The sequence below is a fragment of the Pseudomonas sp. No.21 genome, assembly GCF_054558415.1.
Map to the genome: position 1 here is coordinate 19,119 of NZ_BAAJNO010000024.1, position 19,818 is coordinate 38,936.

At 66.2% G+C, this 19,818-nt stretch carries 14 protein-coding genes; 7 read left to right on the top strand and 7 right to left on the bottom strand.

The window, feature by feature from the left end:
- Positions 1-28 precede the first annotated feature (28 nt).
- Positions 29-370: an HU family DNA-binding protein gene (locus ACYJSS_RS29600; protein ID WP_256604854.1), complete on the top strand. Its 342-nt coding sequence runs from the start codon at positions 29-31 to the stop codon at positions 368-370.
- A gap of 88 nt (positions 371-458) precedes the next feature.
- Here ACYJSS_RS29600 and ligA read toward each other — a convergent pair whose 3' ends face one another.
- The 4 genes from ligA to ACYJSS_RS29620 form a co-directional block, all read right to left on the bottom strand.
- The gene (ligA, locus tag ACYJSS_RS29605; protein WP_111263423.1) at positions 459-2,831 is read right to left on the bottom strand and encodes an NAD-dependent DNA ligase LigA; all 2,373 of its coding nucleotides are present in this window, start codon (positions 2,829-2,831) and stop codon (positions 459-461) included.
- A gap of 67 nt (positions 2,832-2,898) precedes the next feature.
- Complete coding sequence (zipA, locus tag ACYJSS_RS29610) at positions 2,899-3,726, bottom strand: cell division protein ZipA (RefSeq protein WP_111263422.1); 828 nt, start codon at positions 3,724-3,726, stop codon at positions 2,899-2,901.
- A gap of 210 nt (positions 3,727-3,936) precedes the next feature.
- Entirely contained in the window at positions 3,937-7,425 is a 3,489-nt protein-coding gene (gene smc / locus ACYJSS_RS29615) for a chromosome segregation protein SMC (protein WP_111263421.1), read from the bottom strand.
- A gap of 26 nt (positions 7,426-7,451) precedes the next feature.
- Positions 7,452-8,111: a GntR family transcriptional regulator gene (locus tag ACYJSS_RS29620; RefSeq protein WP_111263420.1), complete on the bottom strand. Its 660-nt coding sequence runs from the start codon at positions 8,109-8,111 to the stop codon at positions 7,452-7,454.
- Between the two features lie 274 nt (positions 8,112-8,385).
- Between ACYJSS_RS29620 and ACYJSS_RS29625 the strand changes: the two genes are divergently transcribed.
- From ACYJSS_RS29625 to guaD, 6 genes are all read left to right on the top strand, one after another.
- A complete protein-coding gene (locus tag ACYJSS_RS29625; RefSeq protein ID WP_111263419.1) occupies positions 8,386-9,522 on the top strand; it encodes an alkane 1-monooxygenase in 1,137 nt (378 codons plus the stop codon).
- A 247-nt stretch (positions 9,523-9,769) separates the two neighbouring features.
- Positions 9,770-11,209 carry a xanthine dehydrogenase small subunit gene (gene xdhA, locus ACYJSS_RS29630; RefSeq protein ID WP_111263418.1) on the top strand — a complete coding sequence of 480 codons (1,440 nt, stop codon included), beginning with the start codon at positions 9,770-9,772 and terminating at the stop codon, positions 11,207-11,209.
- A 131-nt stretch (positions 11,210-11,340) separates the two neighbouring features.
- On the top strand, positions 11,341-13,737 hold the full coding sequence (gene xdhB / locus ACYJSS_RS29635; protein ID WP_111263417.1) for a xanthine dehydrogenase molybdopterin binding subunit: 2,397 nt from the start codon (positions 11,341-11,343) through the stop codon (positions 13,735-13,737).
- A 19-nt stretch (positions 13,738-13,756) separates the two neighbouring features.
- Entirely contained in the window at positions 13,757-13,906 is a 150-nt protein-coding gene (locus ACYJSS_RS29640; protein ID WP_158545624.1) for a hypothetical protein, read from the top strand.
- Positions 13,903-14,751, top strand: coding sequence for a xanthine dehydrogenase accessory protein XdhC (gene xdhC, locus ACYJSS_RS29645; RefSeq protein WP_111263416.1), 849 nt, complete (start codon positions 13,903-13,905; stop codon positions 14,749-14,751). The genes ACYJSS_RS29640 and xdhC overlap by 4 nt, the downstream gene beginning before the upstream one ends.
- A 103-nt stretch (positions 14,752-14,854) precedes the next feature.
- Positions 14,855-16,159: a guanine deaminase gene (gene guaD, locus ACYJSS_RS29650; RefSeq protein ID WP_236206512.1), complete on the top strand. Its 1,305-nt coding sequence runs from the start codon at positions 14,855-14,857 to the stop codon at positions 16,157-16,159.
- A gap of 543 nt (positions 16,160-16,702) precedes the next feature.
- Here guaD and ACYJSS_RS29655 read toward each other — a convergent pair.
- The 3 genes from ACYJSS_RS29655 to ACYJSS_RS29665 all read right to left on the bottom strand — a co-directional run bounded on the left by ACYJSS_RS29655 (position 16,703) and on the right by ACYJSS_RS29665 (position 19,708).
- Positions 16,703-17,473: a GntR family transcriptional regulator gene (locus ACYJSS_RS29655; protein ID WP_111263414.1), complete on the bottom strand. Its 771-nt coding sequence runs from the start codon at positions 17,471-17,473 to the stop codon at positions 16,703-16,705.
- Positions 17,474-17,632: 159 nt separating this feature from the next.
- On the bottom strand, positions 17,633-18,331 hold the full coding sequence (locus ACYJSS_RS29660) for a FadR/GntR family transcriptional regulator (protein WP_111263413.1): 699 nt from the start codon (positions 18,329-18,331) through the stop codon (positions 17,633-17,635).
- Between the two features lie 72 nt (positions 18,332-18,403).
- Complete coding sequence (locus ACYJSS_RS29665; protein WP_111263412.1) at positions 18,404-19,708, bottom strand: C4-dicarboxylate transporter DctA; 1,305 nt, start codon at positions 19,706-19,708, stop codon at positions 18,404-18,406.
- Between the last annotated feature and the right edge of the window lie 110 nt (positions 19,709-19,818).

Below are 19,818 nucleotides of genomic sequence, written 5' to 3' on the forward strand. Positions count from 1 at the left end.
TGCACTTTCAGCGCAGGCGCGGGTCTCAATCCGCGCCGGCGATCCCGGCGCGGCAGCGAGCCGAACCCACACCCACTGGAGCTACACCATGGCAATCACCAAAGACCAACTGATCGCAGACATCGCCGAAGCCACCGACACCACCAAGGCCGCCGTGCGCGCCGTGCTGGAACAGCTGAGCGAGATCGTCAGCGATACGCTGGAGAACAGTGATGAAATCACCCTGCCGGGCATCGGCAAGCTGAAGATCACCGAGCGCCCGGCACGTACCGGCCGCAACCCGCAGACCGGCAAGAGCATCGAGATCGCGGCCAAGAAGGTCGTCAAGTTCGTGCCGGCCAAGGGCCTCAGCGACGCCGTGAACAAGTAAGGGATCGGCAACGAAAAGGCCGGGCAGATGCCCGGCCTTTTCATTTGCGCCTTAGGTACGCCCCGCGCTTGCGGGGAGCCCCGGCGGATCAGAGCGAGACGCCCATCCCCTTCAGCTCGGCCAGGAACGCCTCCTCGTCCAGCACGCGCACGCCCAGCTCGGTGGCCTTGGCCAGCTTCGAACCGGCGCCGGGGCCGGCCACCACGCAATGGGTACGGGCCGAGACCGAGCCGGCCACCTTGGCACCCAGGGCCTCCAGCTTCTCCTTGGCCACATCGCGGCTCATCACCTCCAGGGTGCCGGTCAGCACCCAGGTCTGCCCGGCCAGCGGCAGGCCTTCCACGACTTTCTTCTCACTCTGCCAGTGCATGCCGAAATCACGCAGCTGCGCCTCGATCAGCGTGGCGCGCTCGGCATTGGCAGGCTGGTCGAAGAAGTCGCGCAGGGATTTGGCCGCCTTCTCGTTGAGGCGCTCCACCTGGCGCAGGTCCAGCCAGTCGGCCTTGATCACGCCCTCCAGGCTGCCGAACCTGGCCGCCAGTTTCTCCGCGCCGGTGGCGGCGATGAAGGGAATGTTGAGCTTGTCGAGGAAGCCCGGGAGGCTGGCGCAGGCGGCGAACTCGGGGCTGAGCTCGCCCTCCTCCTGCAGCACCACACCCCGGGCCAGCAGGTCGTCGATGACCTTGAGGTTGTGCGCGTCGCTGAAGAAGTTGTGGATCTCGAAGGCGACCTCCAGGCCCACGTCAGGCAGGTAGGTGAGCACCTCCGGCAGCGCCTGGCGGATGCGCGCCAGGGAGCCGAGGGCGCGGGCCAGGAGCTTGGCGGTCTCTTCGCCCACATCGGGAATGCCCAGGGCGTAGATGAAGCGCGCCAGGGTCGGCCTGGCGCTGTCCTGGATCGCCGCCAGCAGGTTGCGGGTCGACAGGTCGGCGAAGCCCTCCAGCGCCACCACCTGGTCGTAGGTCAGGGTGAACAGGTCCGCCGGCGATGCGACCAGCCCGGTATCCACCAGTTGCTCGACGATCTTGTCGCCCAGGCCTTCGATATCCAGCGCACGGCGGGAGGCGAAGTGGATGATCGCCTGCTTCAGCTGGGCACCACAGGCCAGGCGGCCGACGCAACGGTAGACCGAGCCTTCGCTGGTGGTTTCCTTGCCCTTGGCACGCTTGACCAGCTGCGTGCGCTCCACGGCAGAGCCACACACCGGGCACTGCTCGGGTACATGCACCTCGCGGGCGTTCTCGGGGCGGCGCTCGAGCACGACCTGCATCACCTGGGGGATCACGTCACCCGCGCGGCGAATGATCACGGTGTCGCCGATCTTCAAGCCCAGGCGCGCGACCTCGTCCATGTTGTGCAGGGTGGCATTGGCCACGGTGACGCCGGCCACCTTGACCGGTTTCAGCCGTGCCACCGGAGTGACGGCACCGGTACGGCCGACCTGGAACTCCACGTCCAGCAGTTCGGTGAGTTCCTCCTGGGCGGGGAACTTGTGGGCCAGCGCCCAGTGCGGGGTGCGGGCGCGGAAACCCAGTTGCTGCTGGTCCTCGATGTTGTTGACCTTGAACACCACGCCGTCGATGTCATAGGCCAGGCCCATGCGGCGTTCGCCGATGTCGTGGTAGTAGGCCAGGCACGCCTCGACCCCCTTGGCCAGCTTCAGCTCGCGGCTGATGGGTACGCCCCAGGCCTTGAGCTGCTCGAGCATGCCGACCTGGGTGGCCGGCAGCTCGCCACTGGCCTGCCCGATGCCGTAGCAGCAGAACTCCAGCGGGCGGCTGGCGGTGATGCGCGGGTCCAGCTGGCGCAGGCTGCCGGCTGCGGCGTTGCGCGGGTTGGCGAAGGTCTTGCCGCCGCTTTCCGCCTGGCGCGCGTTGAGCTCCTCGAATCCGGCCTTGGGCATGTACACCTCGCCGCGCACTTCGAGCACGGCAGGCCAGCCCTCGCCCTTGAGCCTGAGCGGTACGTTGCGGATGGTGCGCACGTTGGCGCTGATGTCCTCACCGGTGCTGCCATCGCCCCGGGTGGCGCCGCGCACCAGTTGCCCGTCGCGATACAGCAGGCTGACCGCCAGGCCGTCGAGCTTGGGCTCGCAGCTGTATTCCACCTCGGCGCCACCGCCGAACAGGTCGCCGGAGGAAAGCCCCAGGCCGCTGCGCACGCTGCGGTCGAAGGCGCGCAGGTCTTCTTCCTCGAAGGCGTTGCCCAGGCTGAGCATGGGCACTTCGTGGCGCACCTCGCCGAAGGCGCTGAGGGCTTCACCGCCCACGCGCTGGGTGGGCGACTCCGGCGTCACCAGTTCGGGATGCTCGGCCTCCAGGGCCTGCAACTCGCGGAACAGGCGATCGTATTCGGCATCGGGCACGCTGGGTTCGTCCAGCACGTAGTAGCGGTAGTTGTGCTCATCCAGTTCGGCACGCAATTGGTGGATGCGCTGGGCGGCGGTCTGGGCGTCGGTCATGGTTCGTGCTCTTTTCTATGCAAACGAAAAGAGCAGCCTGAGCTGCTCTTTCGATGGATCCTGTGGTTCAGCGCTTGTGAGTCAGGCTGCGGCGTTCGAATTCGACGATGCGCTGGCGGTAATGCTCGATCGTCTGCGCGGTCATCACGCTGCGCTGGTCGTCCTTCAACTCGCCGTTCAGTTCCTGGGACAGCTTGCGGGCCGCGGCGACCATCACGTCGAAGGCCTGCTTCGGGTGGCGCGGGCCGGGCAGGCCGAGAAAGAAGCTGACCGCACGGGTGCTGAAATGGTCGATGTCGTCCAGGTCGAAGGTGCCGGGCTTGACGCCGTTGGCCATGGAGAACAGCACCTCGCCGTTGCCGGCCATGCTCTCGTGGCGATGGAAGATGTCCATCTCGCCGAAGCGCAGGCCGCTTTCGAGAATGTTCTGCAACAGGGCCGGGCCCTTGAAGCCGTCACCGTCGCGGGCCACCACGTTGATCACCAGCACCTCCTCCACCGGGGGCAGGTCCTGGGCGGGGGCGTGGGCCTTGCCGTTCTTGGCACCCTTGGCCGGGGCTACATCGTCGACCGGGGTCAGCAGGGTCGGCACCGGCTCGTCGAGATTGAGGTCACCCTGGTGCGGCTCGCTGCCACGGCGCTTGTTCAGCTCCTTGGCACTCATGGGCGGCAGGTCCTCCTCGTCCAGAGAGGGCTCCTGGTGACGCTCCTTGACGCGTACCGGACCGACCAGGGCGGGGTCCTCCTCGTCGTCAGGGAGGTTGGAGAAACTACGATCGAGCTTGAACTTGAGTTTTCCCTTGCCGCCGCTCATGCGGCGCCAGCCATCGAACAAAATGCCGGCGATTACGATGATGCCGATGACGATCAGCCACTCGCGCAGACCGATATCCATTAATCCTGTGTCCCCTGGTCAAAAATATTCTGATGATGATGAAGAAAGGACATCCGGTCCTCTGAAAACGTGGCGCCCAACTCCATGTTCTGAATGGCGTTTTCCACGTGCGACAAAATTGGGCATTAAGCTAGCACGGCCAGCCCAGCAGAGAAACCTCTGATAGAGGCTTCACGGCCCTCCGGGCGAAAAGGTTGCACCCCCGCCCGATCAGGCCTCTACGAGGGAAAGAGCCTCCTCGACGTCCACCGCGACCAGGCGCGAGCATCCCGGCTCGTGCATGGTCACGCCCATCAGCTGATCGGCCATTTCCATGGCGATCTTGTTGTGGGTGATATAGATGAACTGGACCTTCTCCGACATCTCCTTCACCAGCCTTGCGTAACGTCCGACGTTGGCATCGTCGAGTGGCGCGTCCACTTCGTCGAGCATGCAGAACGGCGCGGGATTGAGCTGGAAGATGGCGAATACCAGGGCCAGCGCGGTGAGCGCCTTTTCGCCACCGGAAAGCAGGTGGATGGTGCTGTTCTTCTTGCCCGGCGGCCGCGCCATGATGGCGACACCGGTATCCAGCAGGTCCTCCCCGGTCAGTTCCAGGTAGGCGTGGCCACCCCCGAAGACCTTGGGGAACAGCGCCTGCAGGCCGGAGTTGATCTGGTCGAAGGTCTCCTTGAAGCGGTTGCGCGTCTCCTTGTCGATCTTGCGGATGACGTTCTCCAGGGTCTCCAGCGCCTCCACCAGGTCGTCGTTCTGGGCGTCCAGGTAGCGCTTGCGCTCGGACTGCTGCTGGTACTCGTCGATGGCCGCGAGGTTGATCGGCCCGAGGCGCTGGATGCGCGCCGCGAGGCGTTCGAGTTCCTCTTCCCAGGCCGCTTCGCTGGCCTCCCCGGGGAGCGTGGCAAGCACGCCGTGGAGGTCGTAGCCGTCCTCGTGGAGCTGATCCTGCAGCGTCTTGCGACGCACGCTCAGGGCCTGCCACTCCATGCGCTGCTGCTCCAGCTGGCCGCGCAGCAGCTGCGATTGCTGCTCGGCCTGGGTGCGACGCTTCTCGGCATCGCGCAATTCGCGGTCGGCGTCCTCCAGGGCCAGGCGCGCGAGCTTGAGCTCTTCCTCCACGCCCATGCGCCGGTCGAGCAGTTCCTCAAGCTTCATGCGCAGCTCTTCCAGCGGAGCGGCGCCCTCCTCCAGGTTCAGGCTGAGCTGTTCGCGACGCTCTTCGAGGCGCTCGAACTGCAGGCTCAAACGCTCCAGCGCCTGGCGCGTGGAGTCGTGCTGCGCACGCAGCGAGCCGACGCGCACGGCCAGTTGGTGGGCATGGTCCTTGTGCTGACGGGCCTCCTGGCGGATACGGTCGAGGCGCTCGCGCAGGTTGTCGCGCTCGGCGAGCAGCTTCTCGCGCTGCTCGGTGTCGGTCTCCATCGCATCCAGTGCGTCCTGCAAGGTCAGGCGCGATTCGCCGAGCTGCTCGTGCTCGATGGCGCGCTGCTCGTCCAGCTCGGCCAGCTCGGCCTCCAGGCGGCGGCGACGCAGGGTGAGCTGCTCGACCTTGGCCTGCTGGGCGGACAATTGCGCCTTGAGCTCACCGAGACGACGGGATTCGTCCTGCGCACGGCGACGCTGCTGCTCGCGGCTTTCCTCCTGCTGGCGCTGGTGGTCGCGCAGCTGTTGCAGGCGCTCCTCGAGGGTTTCCAGGGCGGCCTGCTGCTCGTCGCGCTCGGCGTGCAGGCGCTCCAGCTCCTGGCCCCGGGCCAATACGCCGCTCTCGGCTTCGCTGGCACGGCGCACCCGCAGGAAATTGCGCCCGACCCAGTAGCCGTCACGGCTGATCAGGCTCTCGTCGGCAGCCAGCGTCGTGCGGGCCGCCAGGGCCTGATCGAGGTTGTCCACGGGCCGAACCCGCGCCAGCCAGGGCGTCAGGTCGACGGCGGATTCGACCTTGTCCAGCAGGCTTCCGGGGACGCGGGCAGCTCCGGTGCCGGCGCTTGCCAGGCGCAGGTCGCCCTGGGTGAAGCCACTCAGGTCGAGGGTGTTGAAATCATCCAGCAGCACGGCTTGCAGGTCGGCGCCGAGCACGGTCTCCACCGCCAGCTCCCAACCCGCTTCCACGCGCAAGCCCTCGGCCAGGCGCGGGCGCTGGTCGAGCCGCTGGCCGCGCAACCATTCGGCGGTGCCGGTACCGGGGTCGAGCGCAGCCTGCTGCAAGGCCTCGAGTGAGGCGATACGGCCGTTCAAGCGCTGCAGCTCGCCCTGGGCGCGCTGCTGGGCCTGGGTCGCCTGCTGCAGCTCCTCACGCAGCTGCTCCAGGCGTTCGACCTGGGCCTCTTCGGCGGCCTGCAGCTCTTCCAGTTGCAGCTCACCGGCGGCGAGCTGTTCGCTCAACTCGAGAATGGCGGCGTCTTCCGGATCGGCCGCGAGCTGGGCGCGCTCGTCGTTGAGGCGGCGCTCGCGCTCCATCAGGCGCTCCAGGCTCTGCTCCAGCTGCTGGATGCGCGCCTGCTGCACTTCGGCCTGGCGGCGCGGCTCGGCGCTGCGCTGGTTGAAGCCGTCCCATTGCTCCTGCCAGGCGTGCATGCCGGTCTCGGCTTCCTCCAGCTGGGCGGCGGCTTCCTCGGCGGCGGCGGCGCTGACTTCCTGTTCGGGCGCGAGCATTTCCAGCTCCTCGCCCAGGGTCGCCAGCAAGGTGCGATCGTGGCCGAGGTGGGATTCGGTTTCCTGGCGCGCACGTTCGGCGTCACGCAGGTCGTCCTGCAACTGGCGCAGGCGCTGCTGGCCGTGCTGGATGCTCTGCTCGACCCGGGCGATATCGCCGCCCACGGAATAGAAACGACCCTGGACCAGGTTGAAGCGCTCGGACAACTCATGGTGGCCGTCGCGCAGGCGCTCGATGCTGGCGTCGGCGCTGCGCTGCTCGGCCACCAGCGCCTCGAAGCTGACTTCCTGGCTGCCGATCACCGCTTCGCGCTGGCCCACCTGCTCGTTCAGCGCCTGCCACTTGAGGGCGGCGAGCTGGGCGCGCAACTGGCGCTCCTCGGCCTTGTATTCCTGGTACTTCTCGGCGGCCTGGGCCTGGCGGTGCAGGCGTTCGAGCTGGCGCTCCAACTCTTCGCGCAGGTCGGTGAGGCGCGCGAGGTTCTCGTGGGTGCGGCGGATGCGGCTCTCGGTCTCGCGGCGGCGTTCCTTGTACTTGGAGATGCCGGCGGCTTCCTCGATGAAGTTGCGCAGATCCTCGGGCTTGGCCTCGATCAGCTTGGAGATCATCCCCTGCTCGATGATCGAGTAGCTGCGCGGGCCCAGGCCAGTGCCGAGGAAGATGTCGGTGATGTCGCGACGGCGGCACTTGGTGCCGTTGAGGAAATAGGTGTTCTGCCCGTCACGGCTGACCCGGCGGCGGATGGAAATCTCGGCGAAGGCCGCGTACTCGCCCACCAGGGTGTTGTCGGAGTTGTCGAAGATCAGCTCGATGCTGGCCTGGGCCACCGGCTTGCGGGTGTTGGAGCCGTTGAAGATGACGTCGGTCATCGACTCGCCGCGCAGGTTCTTCGCCGAGCTTTCGCCCATCACCCAGCGCACGGCGTCGATGATGTTGGACTTGCCGCAGCCGTTGGGGCCGACGACTGCGGCCATGTTGCTGGGGAAGCTGACCGTGGTCGGGTCGACGAAGGATTTGAACCCCGCCAGTTTGATGCACTTGAGCCGCATCCCTGCCTCCCTCGGTCAGTGAACGATCAGCGCCCGGCCAGCGCGGCGAGCACCAGCTGGCAGTTGTGCTGGCCGTAGGCGAGCAGTACCTCGCGGATACGCGCCGGCTCGCGTGCGATCACCGCCTGCAGCAGCTCGGCGAAGGCGAGCATGAACTGGGCCATCTCGCCTTTGCGCTGCTCCAGCGCCAGGTGGTAGGTGCGGCTGATGGCCGGCAGCAGATTCTCCACCGTCTCTTCCAGGTAGGGGTTGTCGGCGAAGGGATAGGCGGCGCGCATGATGTCGAAGCTGGCATCGACGAAGTTGCCGATATCGTGCTCCTTCAGGCACTCCTCCAGGCGCAGCTGGATGGCACGGAAGGGTACGAGGTCGTCATCGGTCCGCCAGCGCTGGGCCACGGCATTGGCCAGCAGGATGTACATCTCCATCATCAACGCATAAAGGCTCTGCACGTGATGAGGGGTGAGTTCGGAGACCTGCGCCCCGCGGCGCGGGAGGATGTTGATCAGGTGGCGACGCTCGAGGATCAGCAGTGCCTCGCGCACCGAGCCGCGGCTGACGTTGAGGGACTGGGTGACCTTCTGTTCCTGAATCCGTTCGCGGGCCTTCATCTCACCGCGGATGATGCGCTCGGCGAGGTGGTGGGCGATCTGTTCGGCGAGGCTGTCCGGTGCCTTGAACGTCATGGTTTTCCTTCGGTCATGGAGGCTGGGGATGTCCGTAAGGCGCCCTCGGCGATAGCTCCGGCGTTGGCGAAAGCCCGGGAACGCAGCAACTACAAGGGTTTGCGGCCCGCAGCGGAACGCTGCAGGGGGCGAAGTGTAACACAGGGTGTTACCCCGCAAAGGTGACAACAAGCGGGCATTCAGACCTAAAGGTCGGTCGCCGGGCGAGGCTGGGAGGCGCACGATTGTCTGACAATCTTACAAGAACCCACCCACCTCGACGCGGAGACCACCCATGTTCGAACGCCTGCCTTCCAACTGGATGCTCGCCCTGAAAAAGGTCGGCTACTGGATCTGGCTGATCCCGATTGCCGGGATCCCCATGAGCTTCTACTGGTCGCTGGACAGCAGCCATCCCAATGCGTGGCCCTGGCTGGTGATCACCGTGGTCTTCGGGGTGATCCCGATCCTCGACGCCATCGTCGGCCGCGACCCGGCCAACCCGGACGAAGCCGAGCAGGTGCCGGAGATGGAGCGCCAGGACTACTACCAGGTACTGAGCCTGGCCACCGTGCCGCTGCTGCTGGGCATGCTGGCCTGGAGCGGCTGGGTCTTCATCCACCACGAGGACTGGAACTGGGTCGGCCGCCTCGGCTGGCTGCTCTCGGTGGGCACAGTGATGGGCGCCATCGGCATCACCGTCTCCCATGAACTGATCCACAAGGACCCGAAGATCGAGCAGAACGCCGGCGGCCTGCTGCTGGCGGCGGTCTGCTACGGGGGCTTCAAGGTCGAGCATGTGCGTGGCCACCACGTCCATGTGTCGACGCCCGAGGACGCCTCCTCCTCCCGCTACGGCCAGAGCCTCTATGCCTTCCTGCCCCATGCCTATAAGCACAACTTCCTCAATGCCTGGCACCTGGAGGCCGAGCGCCTCAAGCGCAAGGGCCTGCCTGCACTGCATTGGCGCAACGAGCTGATCTGGTGGTACGCCATCAGTGCAGCCTTCACCGCAGGTTTCGGCCTGGCGTTCGGCTGGCTCGGCGTGCTGTTCTTCCTCGGCCAGTCGGCCATGGCCTTCACCCTGCTGGAGATCGTCAACTACGTGGAGCACTACGGCCTGCACCGGCGCAAGCTGGAGAACGGCCGCTACGAGCGGACCAGCCCGGCGCACTCCTGGAACAGCAACTTCCTGCTCACCAACCTGTTCCTCTTCCACCTGCAGCGCCATTCGGACCACCACGCCTACGCCAAGCGCCGCTACCAGGTGCTGCGCCACTTCGACGACAGCCCGCAACTGCCCAACGGCTACGCGGGGATGATCGTCCTGGCGCTGATCCCCCCGCTCTGGCGCGCGGTGATGGACCCCCGCGTACGCGCTTACTACGCCGGCGAGGAGCACCAGCTGACGGAGTCGCAGCAGGCCGCCTGACCTCTGTCCCGCCCGACCTTTCGACCGACGCCCCCGCATGGGGGCGTCGGCGTTTCTACACTTGCAGATGACTGGCACGGATTAAGCAACTTTGCCGTGCCAGAGCGGGCGCGCCGGCTTCATAGCCCATTGGCGTGAAGATTTTCTGACTTTTGGGTCAAATATTTATTGACCAGAAAGTCAGGGGATTCTAAATTCGCCGCCATACGAGCCCTCGTAAAAACAATAAAGTGCCTGGAGGTCGTCCTTGATCCAGTTTTTAGTCAATCGGGAGCTGCGCACCGAGCGCGATCTCGATCCCAACGTCACCGTGCTCAACTACTTGCGTGAACACCTGGCCAAACCCGGAACCAAAGAGGGCTGTGCCTCGGGCGACTGCGGCGCCTGCACGGTCGTCGTCGGCGAGCTGCAGGGGGATCGCATCCGCTATCGCACCCTCAACTCCTGCCTGACCTTCGTCTCGTCCCTGCACGGCAAGCAGCTGATCACCGTGGAAGACCTCAAGCACAAGGGCCAGTTGCACTCCGTGCAGCAGGCCATGGTCGACTGCCATGGCTCCCAGTGCGGCTTCTGCACCCCCGGCTTCGTCATGTCGCTGTTCGCCCTGCAGAAGAACAGCGATGGCTACGACAAGGCCCAGACCCTGGAAGCCCTGGCCGGCAACCTGTGCCGGTGCACCGGCTACCGCCCCATCATCGACGCCGCCGAGCAGGCCTGCTGCCAGAAGCAGCCGGACCAGTTCGACGCCTTCGAGGCCCAGACCGTCGCCCAGCTCCAGGCCATCGCCCCGCGCGAGACCGCCGAGCTCAACAGCGGTGACAAGCGCTGCCTGGTGCCGCTGACCGTCGCCGACCTGGCCGACTTCTACACCGCCAACCCGCAGGCCCGCCTGCTGGCCGGCGGCACCGACCTGGCCCTGGAGGTCACCCAGTTCCACCGCGAGCTGCCGGTGATGATCTACGTCGGCCACATCGACGCCATGAAGCGCGTCGAGATCGGCCCCGACTTCATCGAGATCGGCGCCGCCACCGCGCTTTCCGACTGCTACGACGCCCTGGCCCGCGAGTACCCGGACTTCGGCGAACTGCTGCACCGCTTCGCCTCGCTGCAGATCCGCAACCAGGGCACCCTCGGCGGCAACATCGGCAACGCCTCGCCCATCGGCGATGCCCCGCCGCTGCTGATCGCCCTCGGCGCCAGGATCGTCCTGCGCAAGGGCAACCAGACCCGCACCCTGCCCCTGGACGAGTACTTCCTCGACTACAAGGTCACCGTGCGCCAGGAAGCCGAGTTCATCGAGAAGATCCTCGTGCCGCGCGCCCGCACCAACCAGGCGTTCCGCGCGTACAAGGTGTCCAAGCGCCTGGACGACGACATCTCCGCCGTCTGCGCCGCCTTCAACCTGGTGATCGAGGACGGCGTGGTGCGTGAAGCCCGCATCGCCTTCGGCGGCATGGCCGGCATTCCCAAGCGCGCCGCCGCCTGCGAAGCCGCGCTGGTGGGCGCCGCCTGGTACCCCGGCGTGATCGAACGTGCCTGCGAGGCCCTGGCCCAGGACTTCACCCCGCTGACCGACTTCCGTGCCAGCAAGGAATACCGCCTGCTGGCCGCGCAGAACCTGCTGCGCAAATTCTTCCTCGAACTGCAGGCCCCCGAGGTCGAAACCCGGGTGACTGCCTATGTGTGATCTCAAGCATGTCGCGCACCAAGCGCCGATCCCGGCAATTGCTGGCCAGGAAGCGCAGCACCGCAGGCTTAATCTGCACATCGCGCCCATCACCGTTCACGCGGGCGCAGCAGACGTTGGAGGCACAGAGCATGTCTAACCACCACAAGATCAAATCCCAGGAAGAACTGGCCGCGCTGTTCCGCGCCGACATCACCACCGGCGTCGGCAAGAGCGTCAAGCACGAGAGCGCGCCCAAGCACGTCACCGGCGAAGCGGTGTACGTCGACGACCGCCTGGAATTCCCCAACCAGCTGCACGTCTATGCCCGCATGAGCGACCGCGCCCATGCCCGCATCCTGCGCATCGACACCACCCCCTGCTACGCCTTCCCCGGCGTGGCCATCGCCATCACCGCCGAGGACGTTCCCGGCCAGCTGGACATCGGCCCGGTCGTGGCCGGCGACCCGCTGCTGGCGGACGGCAAGGTCGAGTACGTCGGCCAGGTCGTTCTCGCGGTCGGCGCCGACAGCCTGGAAACCGCCCGCAAGGCCGCCATGGCCGCGATCATCGAGTACGAGGACCTGGAGCCGGTGCTCGATGTGGTCGACGCGCTGCGCAAGAAGCACTTCGTCCTCGACAGCCACCAGCACAAGCGCGGCGACTCGGCCAGCGCCCTGGCGCGCTCGAAGAACCGCCTGCAGGGCAACCTGCACATCGGCGGCCAGGAGCACTTCTACCTGGAAACCCAGATCTCCTCGGTGATGCCCACCGAGGACGGCGGCATGATCGTCTACACCTCCACGCAGAACGCCACCGAAGTGCAGAAACTGGTGGCCGAGGTGCTGGGCGTGCACATGCACAAGATCGTCATCGACATGCGCCGCATGGGTGGCGGCTTCGGCGGCAAGGAAACCCAGGCGGCCGGCCCGGCGTGCCTGTGCGCGGTGATCGCGCACCTCACGGGTCGCCCGACCAAGATGCGCCTGCCGCGCATGGAAGACATGACCATCACCGGCAAGCGCCACCCGTTCTATGCCGAGTACGACATCGGCTTCGACGACAACGGCCTGCTCACCGGCATCGAGCTGGAGCTGGCGGGCAACTGCGGCTATTCGCCGGACCTCTCCGGCTCCATCGTCGACCGCGCGATGTTCCACTCGGACAACGCCTACTTCCTCGAACACGCCACCATCAACGGCCACCGCTGCAAGACCAACACCGCCTCGAACACCGCCTACCGCGGCTTCGGCGGGCCGCAGGGCATGGTGGTGATCGAAGAGATCATGGACGTGATCGCGCGCCACCTGGGCAAGGACCCGCTGGAGGTGCGCAAGACCAACTACTACGGCAAGGACGAGCGCAACGTCACCCACTACTACCAGCCCGTCGAGCACAACATTCTCGAGGAGATGACCGCCGAGCTGGAGGCCAGCAGCGAATACGCCCGGCGCCGTGAAGAAATCCGCGCCTTCAACGCCAGGAGCCCGGTGCTGAAGAAGGGCCTGGCGCTGACCCCGGTCAAGTTCGGCATCAGCTTCACCGCCACCTTCCTCAACCAGGCGGGCGCGCTGGTGCACATCTACACCGACGGTTCGATCCACCTGAACCACGGCGGCACCGAGATGGGCCAGGGTCTGAACACCAAGGTCGCCCAGGTGGTGGCCGAGGTCTTCCAGGTGGACATCGGCCGCATCCAGATCACCGCGACCAACACCGACAAGGTGCCCAACACCTCGCCGACCGCTGCCTCCAGCGGCACCGACCTGAACGGCAAGGCCGCCCAGAACGCCGCCGAGACCATCAAGAAGCGCCTGGTGGACTTCCTCGCCAACCACTTCAAGGTGACCGACGAAGACATCGAGTTCCGCAACGAGCAGGTGCGCGTGCGCGATCACTTCCTCTCCTTCGAGGAGATGATCCAGCTCGCCTACTTCAACCAGATCTCGCTCTCCAGCACCGGTTTCTACCGCACGCCGAAGATCTTCTATGACCGCGAGAAGGCCGCCGGCCGCCCCTTCTACTACTTCGCCTACGGCGCTGCCTGTGCGGAAGTGCTGGTGGACACCCTGACCGGCGAATACAAGATGCTGCGCACCGATATCCTGCATGACGTCGGCGCCTCGCTGAACCCGGCCATCGACATCGGCCAGGTGGAGGGCGCGTTCGTCCAGGGCATGGGCTGGCTGACCATGGAAGAGCTGGTGTGGAACGCCAAGGGCAAGCTGATGACCAGCGGCCCGGCGAGCTACAAGATCCCCGCCATCGCCGACATGCCGCTGGACCTGCGGGTCAAGCTGGTGGAGAACCGCAAGAACCCCGAGCAGACCGTGTTCCACTCCAAGGCCGTGGGCGAGCCGCCGTTCATGCTCGGCATCGCCGTGTGGTGTGCGCTCAAGGACGCCGTGGCCAGCCTGGCGGACTACAAGGCGCAGCCGGCCATAGACGCACCGGCCACGCCGGAGCGCGTGCTCTGGGGCGTGGAGCAGATGAAGAAGCTGCAGCAGGCGGCCAACAAGCCCGCTGCCAGCCAGGTAGAGCCCGCCTGACGGCGGGCCGGGAGCCGAGATGAACAGCCAACCCGCCTTCAGCCGCGAAACCCCGGAACAGCAGGCCGCACCGGCCCAGCCGACCGACGCCTTGCGCCGCCCGGAGCAGGATGTCTGGCGCCTGTCGCGCTCCGCCAAGCCCCTGCGTACCTGGAGGTTGAGCAAATGAGCTGGATCAGCGCCCTGGCCGAACTCCAGCAACGCGGGGACGCCTGCGTGCTGGTGACCATCATCGAAGAGCGCGGGTCCACCCCGCGCAATTCCGGCTCGAAGATGGTGGTCAGCGATGACCGCATCTACGAGACCATCGGTGGCGGCCACCTGGAATTCAAGGCGATGGAGATCGCCCGCGAAATGCTGCGGAGCCGTTCCCAGGACACCCGCCTGGAGCGCTTCAGCCTGGGCGCCAGCCTCGGCCAGTGCTGCGGCGGTGCCACGGTGCTGCTGTTCGAGCCCATGGGCCAGCCCCAGGCACATATCGCCCTGTTCGGGGCCGGCCACGTCGGCCGTGCCCTGGCTCCGCTGCTCGCCAGCCTGCCCTGCAAGGTGCGCTGGATCGACTCGCGGGAGAACGAGTTCCCGGCGTCCATTCCCACCGGTGTCGAGAAGGTGATCAATGACGAGGTGGTCGATGAGGTCGAGCGCATGCCCGCCGGCAGCTACTTCATCGTCATGACCCACAACCACCAGCTCGACCTGGAGCTCACTGCGGCCATCCTCAAGCGCAATGACTTCGCCTACTACGGCCTGATCGGCTCGAAGACCAAGCGGGTGAAGTTCGAACACCGCCTGCGCGACCGCGGCTTCGCCCCGGAAACCGTGCAGCGCATGCGTTGCCCCATGGGCATCGCCGAGGTGAAGGGCAAGCTGCCTGCGGAGATCGCCATCTCCATCGCCGGCGAGATCATCGCCACCTACAACGCCACCTTCGGTCAGAAGGAAGAAGGCCAGGACGTGAAGAAAAGGGAAACAGTCGCCAAACTGGTGCCCTCTTCCCGCCGCGAACAGGCCTGACACCAGGATTCATGCAGGAGGACACCGGGCCACCTCGGCTCGGTGCTCGCCTGCGCGGAGCCCCGACACGGGGCATCAAGATCACGAAAGAACGAGATTCAACATGACCAGCCCTGCAAAAGCCTATCGCGCCGCCATCCTGCACAGCATCGCCGACCCCGCCGAGGTGGGTGTCGAGCAGTCCTACGAGTATTTCGAGGACGGCGTGCTGGTGATCGAGGACGGCAAGGTCGCCCGCGTCGGCCATGCCGCCGACCTGCTGCCCGGCCTCAAGGGCGTGGAAGTGCGCGAATACCGCGACGCCCTGATCACCCCCGGCTTCATCGACACCCACATCCACTACCCGCAGACCGGCATGATCGCCTCCTACGGCGAACAGCTGCTGGACTGGCTGAACACCTACACCTTCCCCACCGAGAAGGCCTTCGCCGACAAGGCCCACGCGGCCGACGTGGCGGCCATCTTCCTCAAGGAACTGCTGCGCAGCGGCACCACCACCGCCCTGGTGTTCGGCACCGTGCACAAGCAGTCGGTCGACGCCTTCTTCGAAGCCGCCGAGGCCTTGGACCTGCGCATGATCGCCGGCAAGGTGCTGATGGACCGCAACGCCCCCGACTACCTGGCCGACACCCCGGAAAGCGGCTACGCCGACAGCCGGGAGCTGATCGAGCGCTGGCACGGCAAGGGCCGCCTGCACTACGCGGTGACTCCGCGCTTCGCGCCGACCAGCACCCCGGAGCAGCTGACCCTGGCCGGCCAGCTGTTCGGCGAGTTCCCGGGCCTGTACATGCACACCCACCTCTCCGAGAACAAGGCGGAGATCGAATGGGTGAAGGCGCTGTTCCCGGAGCGCAAGGGCTACCTGGACGTGTACGACCACTACAAGCTGATCGGCCCGCGCGCGGTCTTCGCCCATGGCGTCCACGTCTGCGACGACGAGTGCAAGCGCCTGGCGGAAACCGGCTCGGCCGTGGCCTTCTGCCCCACTTCCAACCTGTTCCTGGGCAGCGGCCTGTTCGACCTGCAGAAGCTGGAAGAGCACGGCGTGCGCGTGGGCCTGGGCACCGACGTCGGCGCCGGCACCAGCTTCTCCCAGCTGCAGTCGCTGAACGAGGCCTACAAGGTCATGCAGCTGCAGGGCAAGAAGCTCGACCCGTTCAAGTCCCTGTACCTGGCCACCCTGGGCGGCGCCCGCGCGCTGTACCTGGACGACAAGATCGGTAACTTCGCCAGCGGCAAGGACGCGGACTTCGTGGTCCTCGACTACCAGGCCACCCCGCTGATCGCCTACCGCATGCAGCAGGCCAGGACCATCGAGGAGAAGCTCTTCGCCCTGACCATCCTCGGCGACGACCGCAGCGTGAAGGAAACCTTCGCCGCCGGCCGCTCCGTGCACCGCCGCGACTGATCCAACGCTGCCCCCGAAAGCCCCGCCCATGCGGGGCTTTTCTTTGTGCACCACCTCTACGCGGCCCCGTGGGGGCGAATTCACTCGATGGGACATCCGGCCACGCGCAACCCCGTGGCGGCGGATCTTTTGCGGCTGAAGCCGCTCCCACGTGAAGCACCTGCAACGCCGCCCAGCATCGCTGCGTTGGGCCTCGCTACGCTCGGCGCCAACCTGCGGCGCCGTGCCGTGGCAGGCCGGGTGCAATCCGGGCTCTTGCTTGGAGCCACGCGGGTTTCACCCACCCTACGGAGCTGACCGGTGTGCAGGGTGGATGGCGCTCTTTTCATCCACCAAGCGACCTTCCAGCCCACACGCATGCCCACCTCGTGGGAGCGAATTCATTCGCGATGAAGCCAGCAACCTGTCCCCTGTTTCGCGGCTGAAGCCGCTCTCACAGAAGCCGGGTGCCGCCGTGCCAAACCGTCGAGTTGCACCCGACCTACCCAACCACCCGCCCACAAAAAAGCCCCGCATTCGCGGGGCTTCTTCATCACACCCTGCTCAGGCGCTGCGTGAGGAAGCGCGGGTGCTTTTCTTCTTGCTCTGCAGCAGGTGCGAGAACACCGCGTGCAGGTCATCGGAGGCGGTTTCGCCTTCGAGGTTGAGCTTGGCGTCGACGCTGTCCATGTGGCGCATCATCAGGTCGACGGCGACCTCGACGTTATGCGACTCGATGGCGTCGATGACCTTGTCGTGCTCCTCGTCCGAGCAATGGGTGCGGCTGTTGCTCTCGTACAGGGCGATGATCAGCGAGGTCTGCGAAATCAGGCTGCGCAGGAAACCCAGCAGGGTGAAGTTGCCAGCGGCCTCGGCCAGCTTCAGGTGGAACTCGCCGGACAGGCGGATGCCCATGCCGCGGTCACCACGGGCGAAGCACTCGCGCTCCTCGATGACCATCTGGCGCAGGCCGGCGATCTGTTCGGGGGTGGCGTTGACGCAAGCCAGCTCGGTGATGGCGCGCTCGATCATGCGACGTGCGTAGAAGATCTGCCGCGCTTCCTCGGCCCCCGGGCTGGCCACGACGGCACCACGGTTGGGACGCAGCAGCACCACGCCCTCGTGGGCGAGGCGCGACAGGGCACGGCGGATGATGGTGCGGCTGACACCGAAGATCTCGCCCAGGGCCTCTTCGCTCAACTTGGTGGCCGGAGCCAGGCGCTGTTCGAGGATGGCTTCGAAGATATGTGCGTAGACGACTTCATCCTGGGTGCCATTGCGCGTGCCTTTGGCGGCACGCGGCGGCTTCTTCAAACTGTGTTCAACGTCGTTCATGGGGGCCCACGTAGAAGGATTCGAAAGCGGGAATAGGGCTGACACTACGCTGAGTCGGCATCGTATTGCCAGCGTCCAACGGGGAAAGCCTCGGAAAAATGTGCGCATTGTACACAATCCGCCCGAACAAAGGCACTGCCACCCCGCCCAGACTCCCGCCTACAGGGCCCTAGAACCCTCCGGCAGCTCCAGGCGCAACCCCATCCGGCGACCCTCGGCGACCAGGTGGTCACGCATCAGCGAGGAGGCCAGCAGGCTGTCGCGCCGGCGGATGGCCTGTACCAGGGCCTCGTGCTCGCGCACCCGTTCCTGCAATTCGTCACCGCGCTGGCGCAGCAGTGCATCGCTGCGGGCCAACGCAGCCCCCGCCTGCGTGACCAGGGACTGGAAGATGGGGTTGGTGGTCAGCGAACCGAGCAATTGATGGAAGCCTATATAGGCCTCGACGAAGGCATCCATGTCGTCGTCCTCCGCGGCATCGCGCAGGTCCATCAGACGCAGGCGCAGGCGGTCGAGATCGCTCGATGCGATCGATTGCGCCACCAGGCCGACGATGAAGGGCTCCAGGGCATAACGCAGCTGGATCACATCCTCGATGCTGTGGTCGCGGGGCGCCGTGATGGCGAGTTCCGCAGCCTCGCGCCCCATCACCTGGACGCCCTTGCCGGGCAGCGAGCGGACCATGCCGAGGGTTTCCAGCACCGTCACCGCCTCGCGCAGGCAGGGGCGGCTGATGCCCAGCTGCTCGGCCAGTTCGCGCTGGCCCGGGAGCATCTCGCCGACGGCCCAGCGCCCCTGCTCGATGGACTCGCGCAGCGACTGGACGATGGACCCCACCAGGGTCGATGAGCTGTTCACTGTTCCTTCCTCCTTGTGAAGCCGGACCAGGCAGGCCGGGCCGCAGCATGATGCAGCCCGGCGACACCCTTCTCAATCCGCCGTCGGCTTGGCGCCGAGGCGGTCCTTGAACGCAAAGCCCTGCTCGCCCGCCAGCACGCTGCGGGCGCGACCCAGGTCGATGTCCTTTTCCCAACGGGCGATGGCCACAGTGGCGATGCAGTTGCCGATCAGGTTGGTCAGTGCGCGGCCGATGCCCATGAACCAGTCCACGGAGAGCACCAGCACCAGGCCCACGACGGGGATCGCCGGCACGGCCGCGAGCGTGGCGGCGAGGATCACCAGGGCCGAGCCGGGAATGCCGTGGGCGCCCTTGGAGGTGACCAGCGACACCAGCAGGATGGTGACCAGATCATTCATCGCCAGCGGCGTGCCGGTGGCATGGGCGATGAAGACGATGGCCAGGGTCAGGTAGATGGAGAAGCCGTCCAGGTTGAACGAGTAGCCGGTGGGGATCACCAGGCCAACCGTGGAACTGCGGATGCCCAGGTGCTCCAGCTTGCGCATGATCTGCGGCAGCACGGCGTCCGAAGAAGCGGTGCCGAGCACGATCAGCAGCTCCTCGCGCAGGTAGCCGAGGAACGGCCACAGGCGCAGCCCGGCAACCCGCAGCACGGTCCCCAGCACCAGCAGCACGAACACCGCACAGGTGGCATAGAACACCACCACCAGGCCGCCCAGGTGGCGCAGCGAGTCGACCCCGTACTTGCTGGTGGTGAAGGCGATGGCACCGAACACGCCGATGGGCGCCAGGCGCACGATCATGCCCATGATGCGGAAGATCACATGGCTCATCTCGTTGATCAGCCGGGCCACGCCCGACGCCGCCTCGCCCACCTGGTTCAGCGCACAGCCGAACAGCACCGAGAACAGCAGCACCTGGAGAATGTCGTTGCTGGCGAAGGCGCCGATCACGGACGCCGGGATCAGCCCCATGACGAAGTCCACCGGCCCGTGCAGGTCGCCGGTGCGCGAGGTGTAGAGCGCAGCATCGCCGGCCGGCAACTGGCCGAGGTCGATGTTGGCGCCCACCCCCAGCCCGCCGCCATAGGCCACCAGCAGGCCGATCAGCAGCGCCACCGTGGTCAGTACCTCGAAATACACCACCGCCTTGAAGCCGATGCGACCGACCTTCTTCAGGTCCCCCGCGCCGGAAATGCCGCTCACCACCACGCAGAACACGATCAGCGCGATGAGCATCTTGATCAGCTTGATGAAACCGTCGCCCAGGGGCTTGAGCTGCGCCGAGAACTCGGGGAAGCCGATACCGCAGAGGATGCCGATGACCAGGCCGATGACGACCTGCAGGAATATCGAGCGCGAGCACCACTTGAGCATGGGGGGAATCTCCGTTGCGGTGCCCCCGGAGCGCTGGCGCGGCTACGCCCTTGTGCGAGATCCGGAGGCTTTGTTGTTGTGGTCTTACCGGTCAGTCCAGCTCGCGCAGT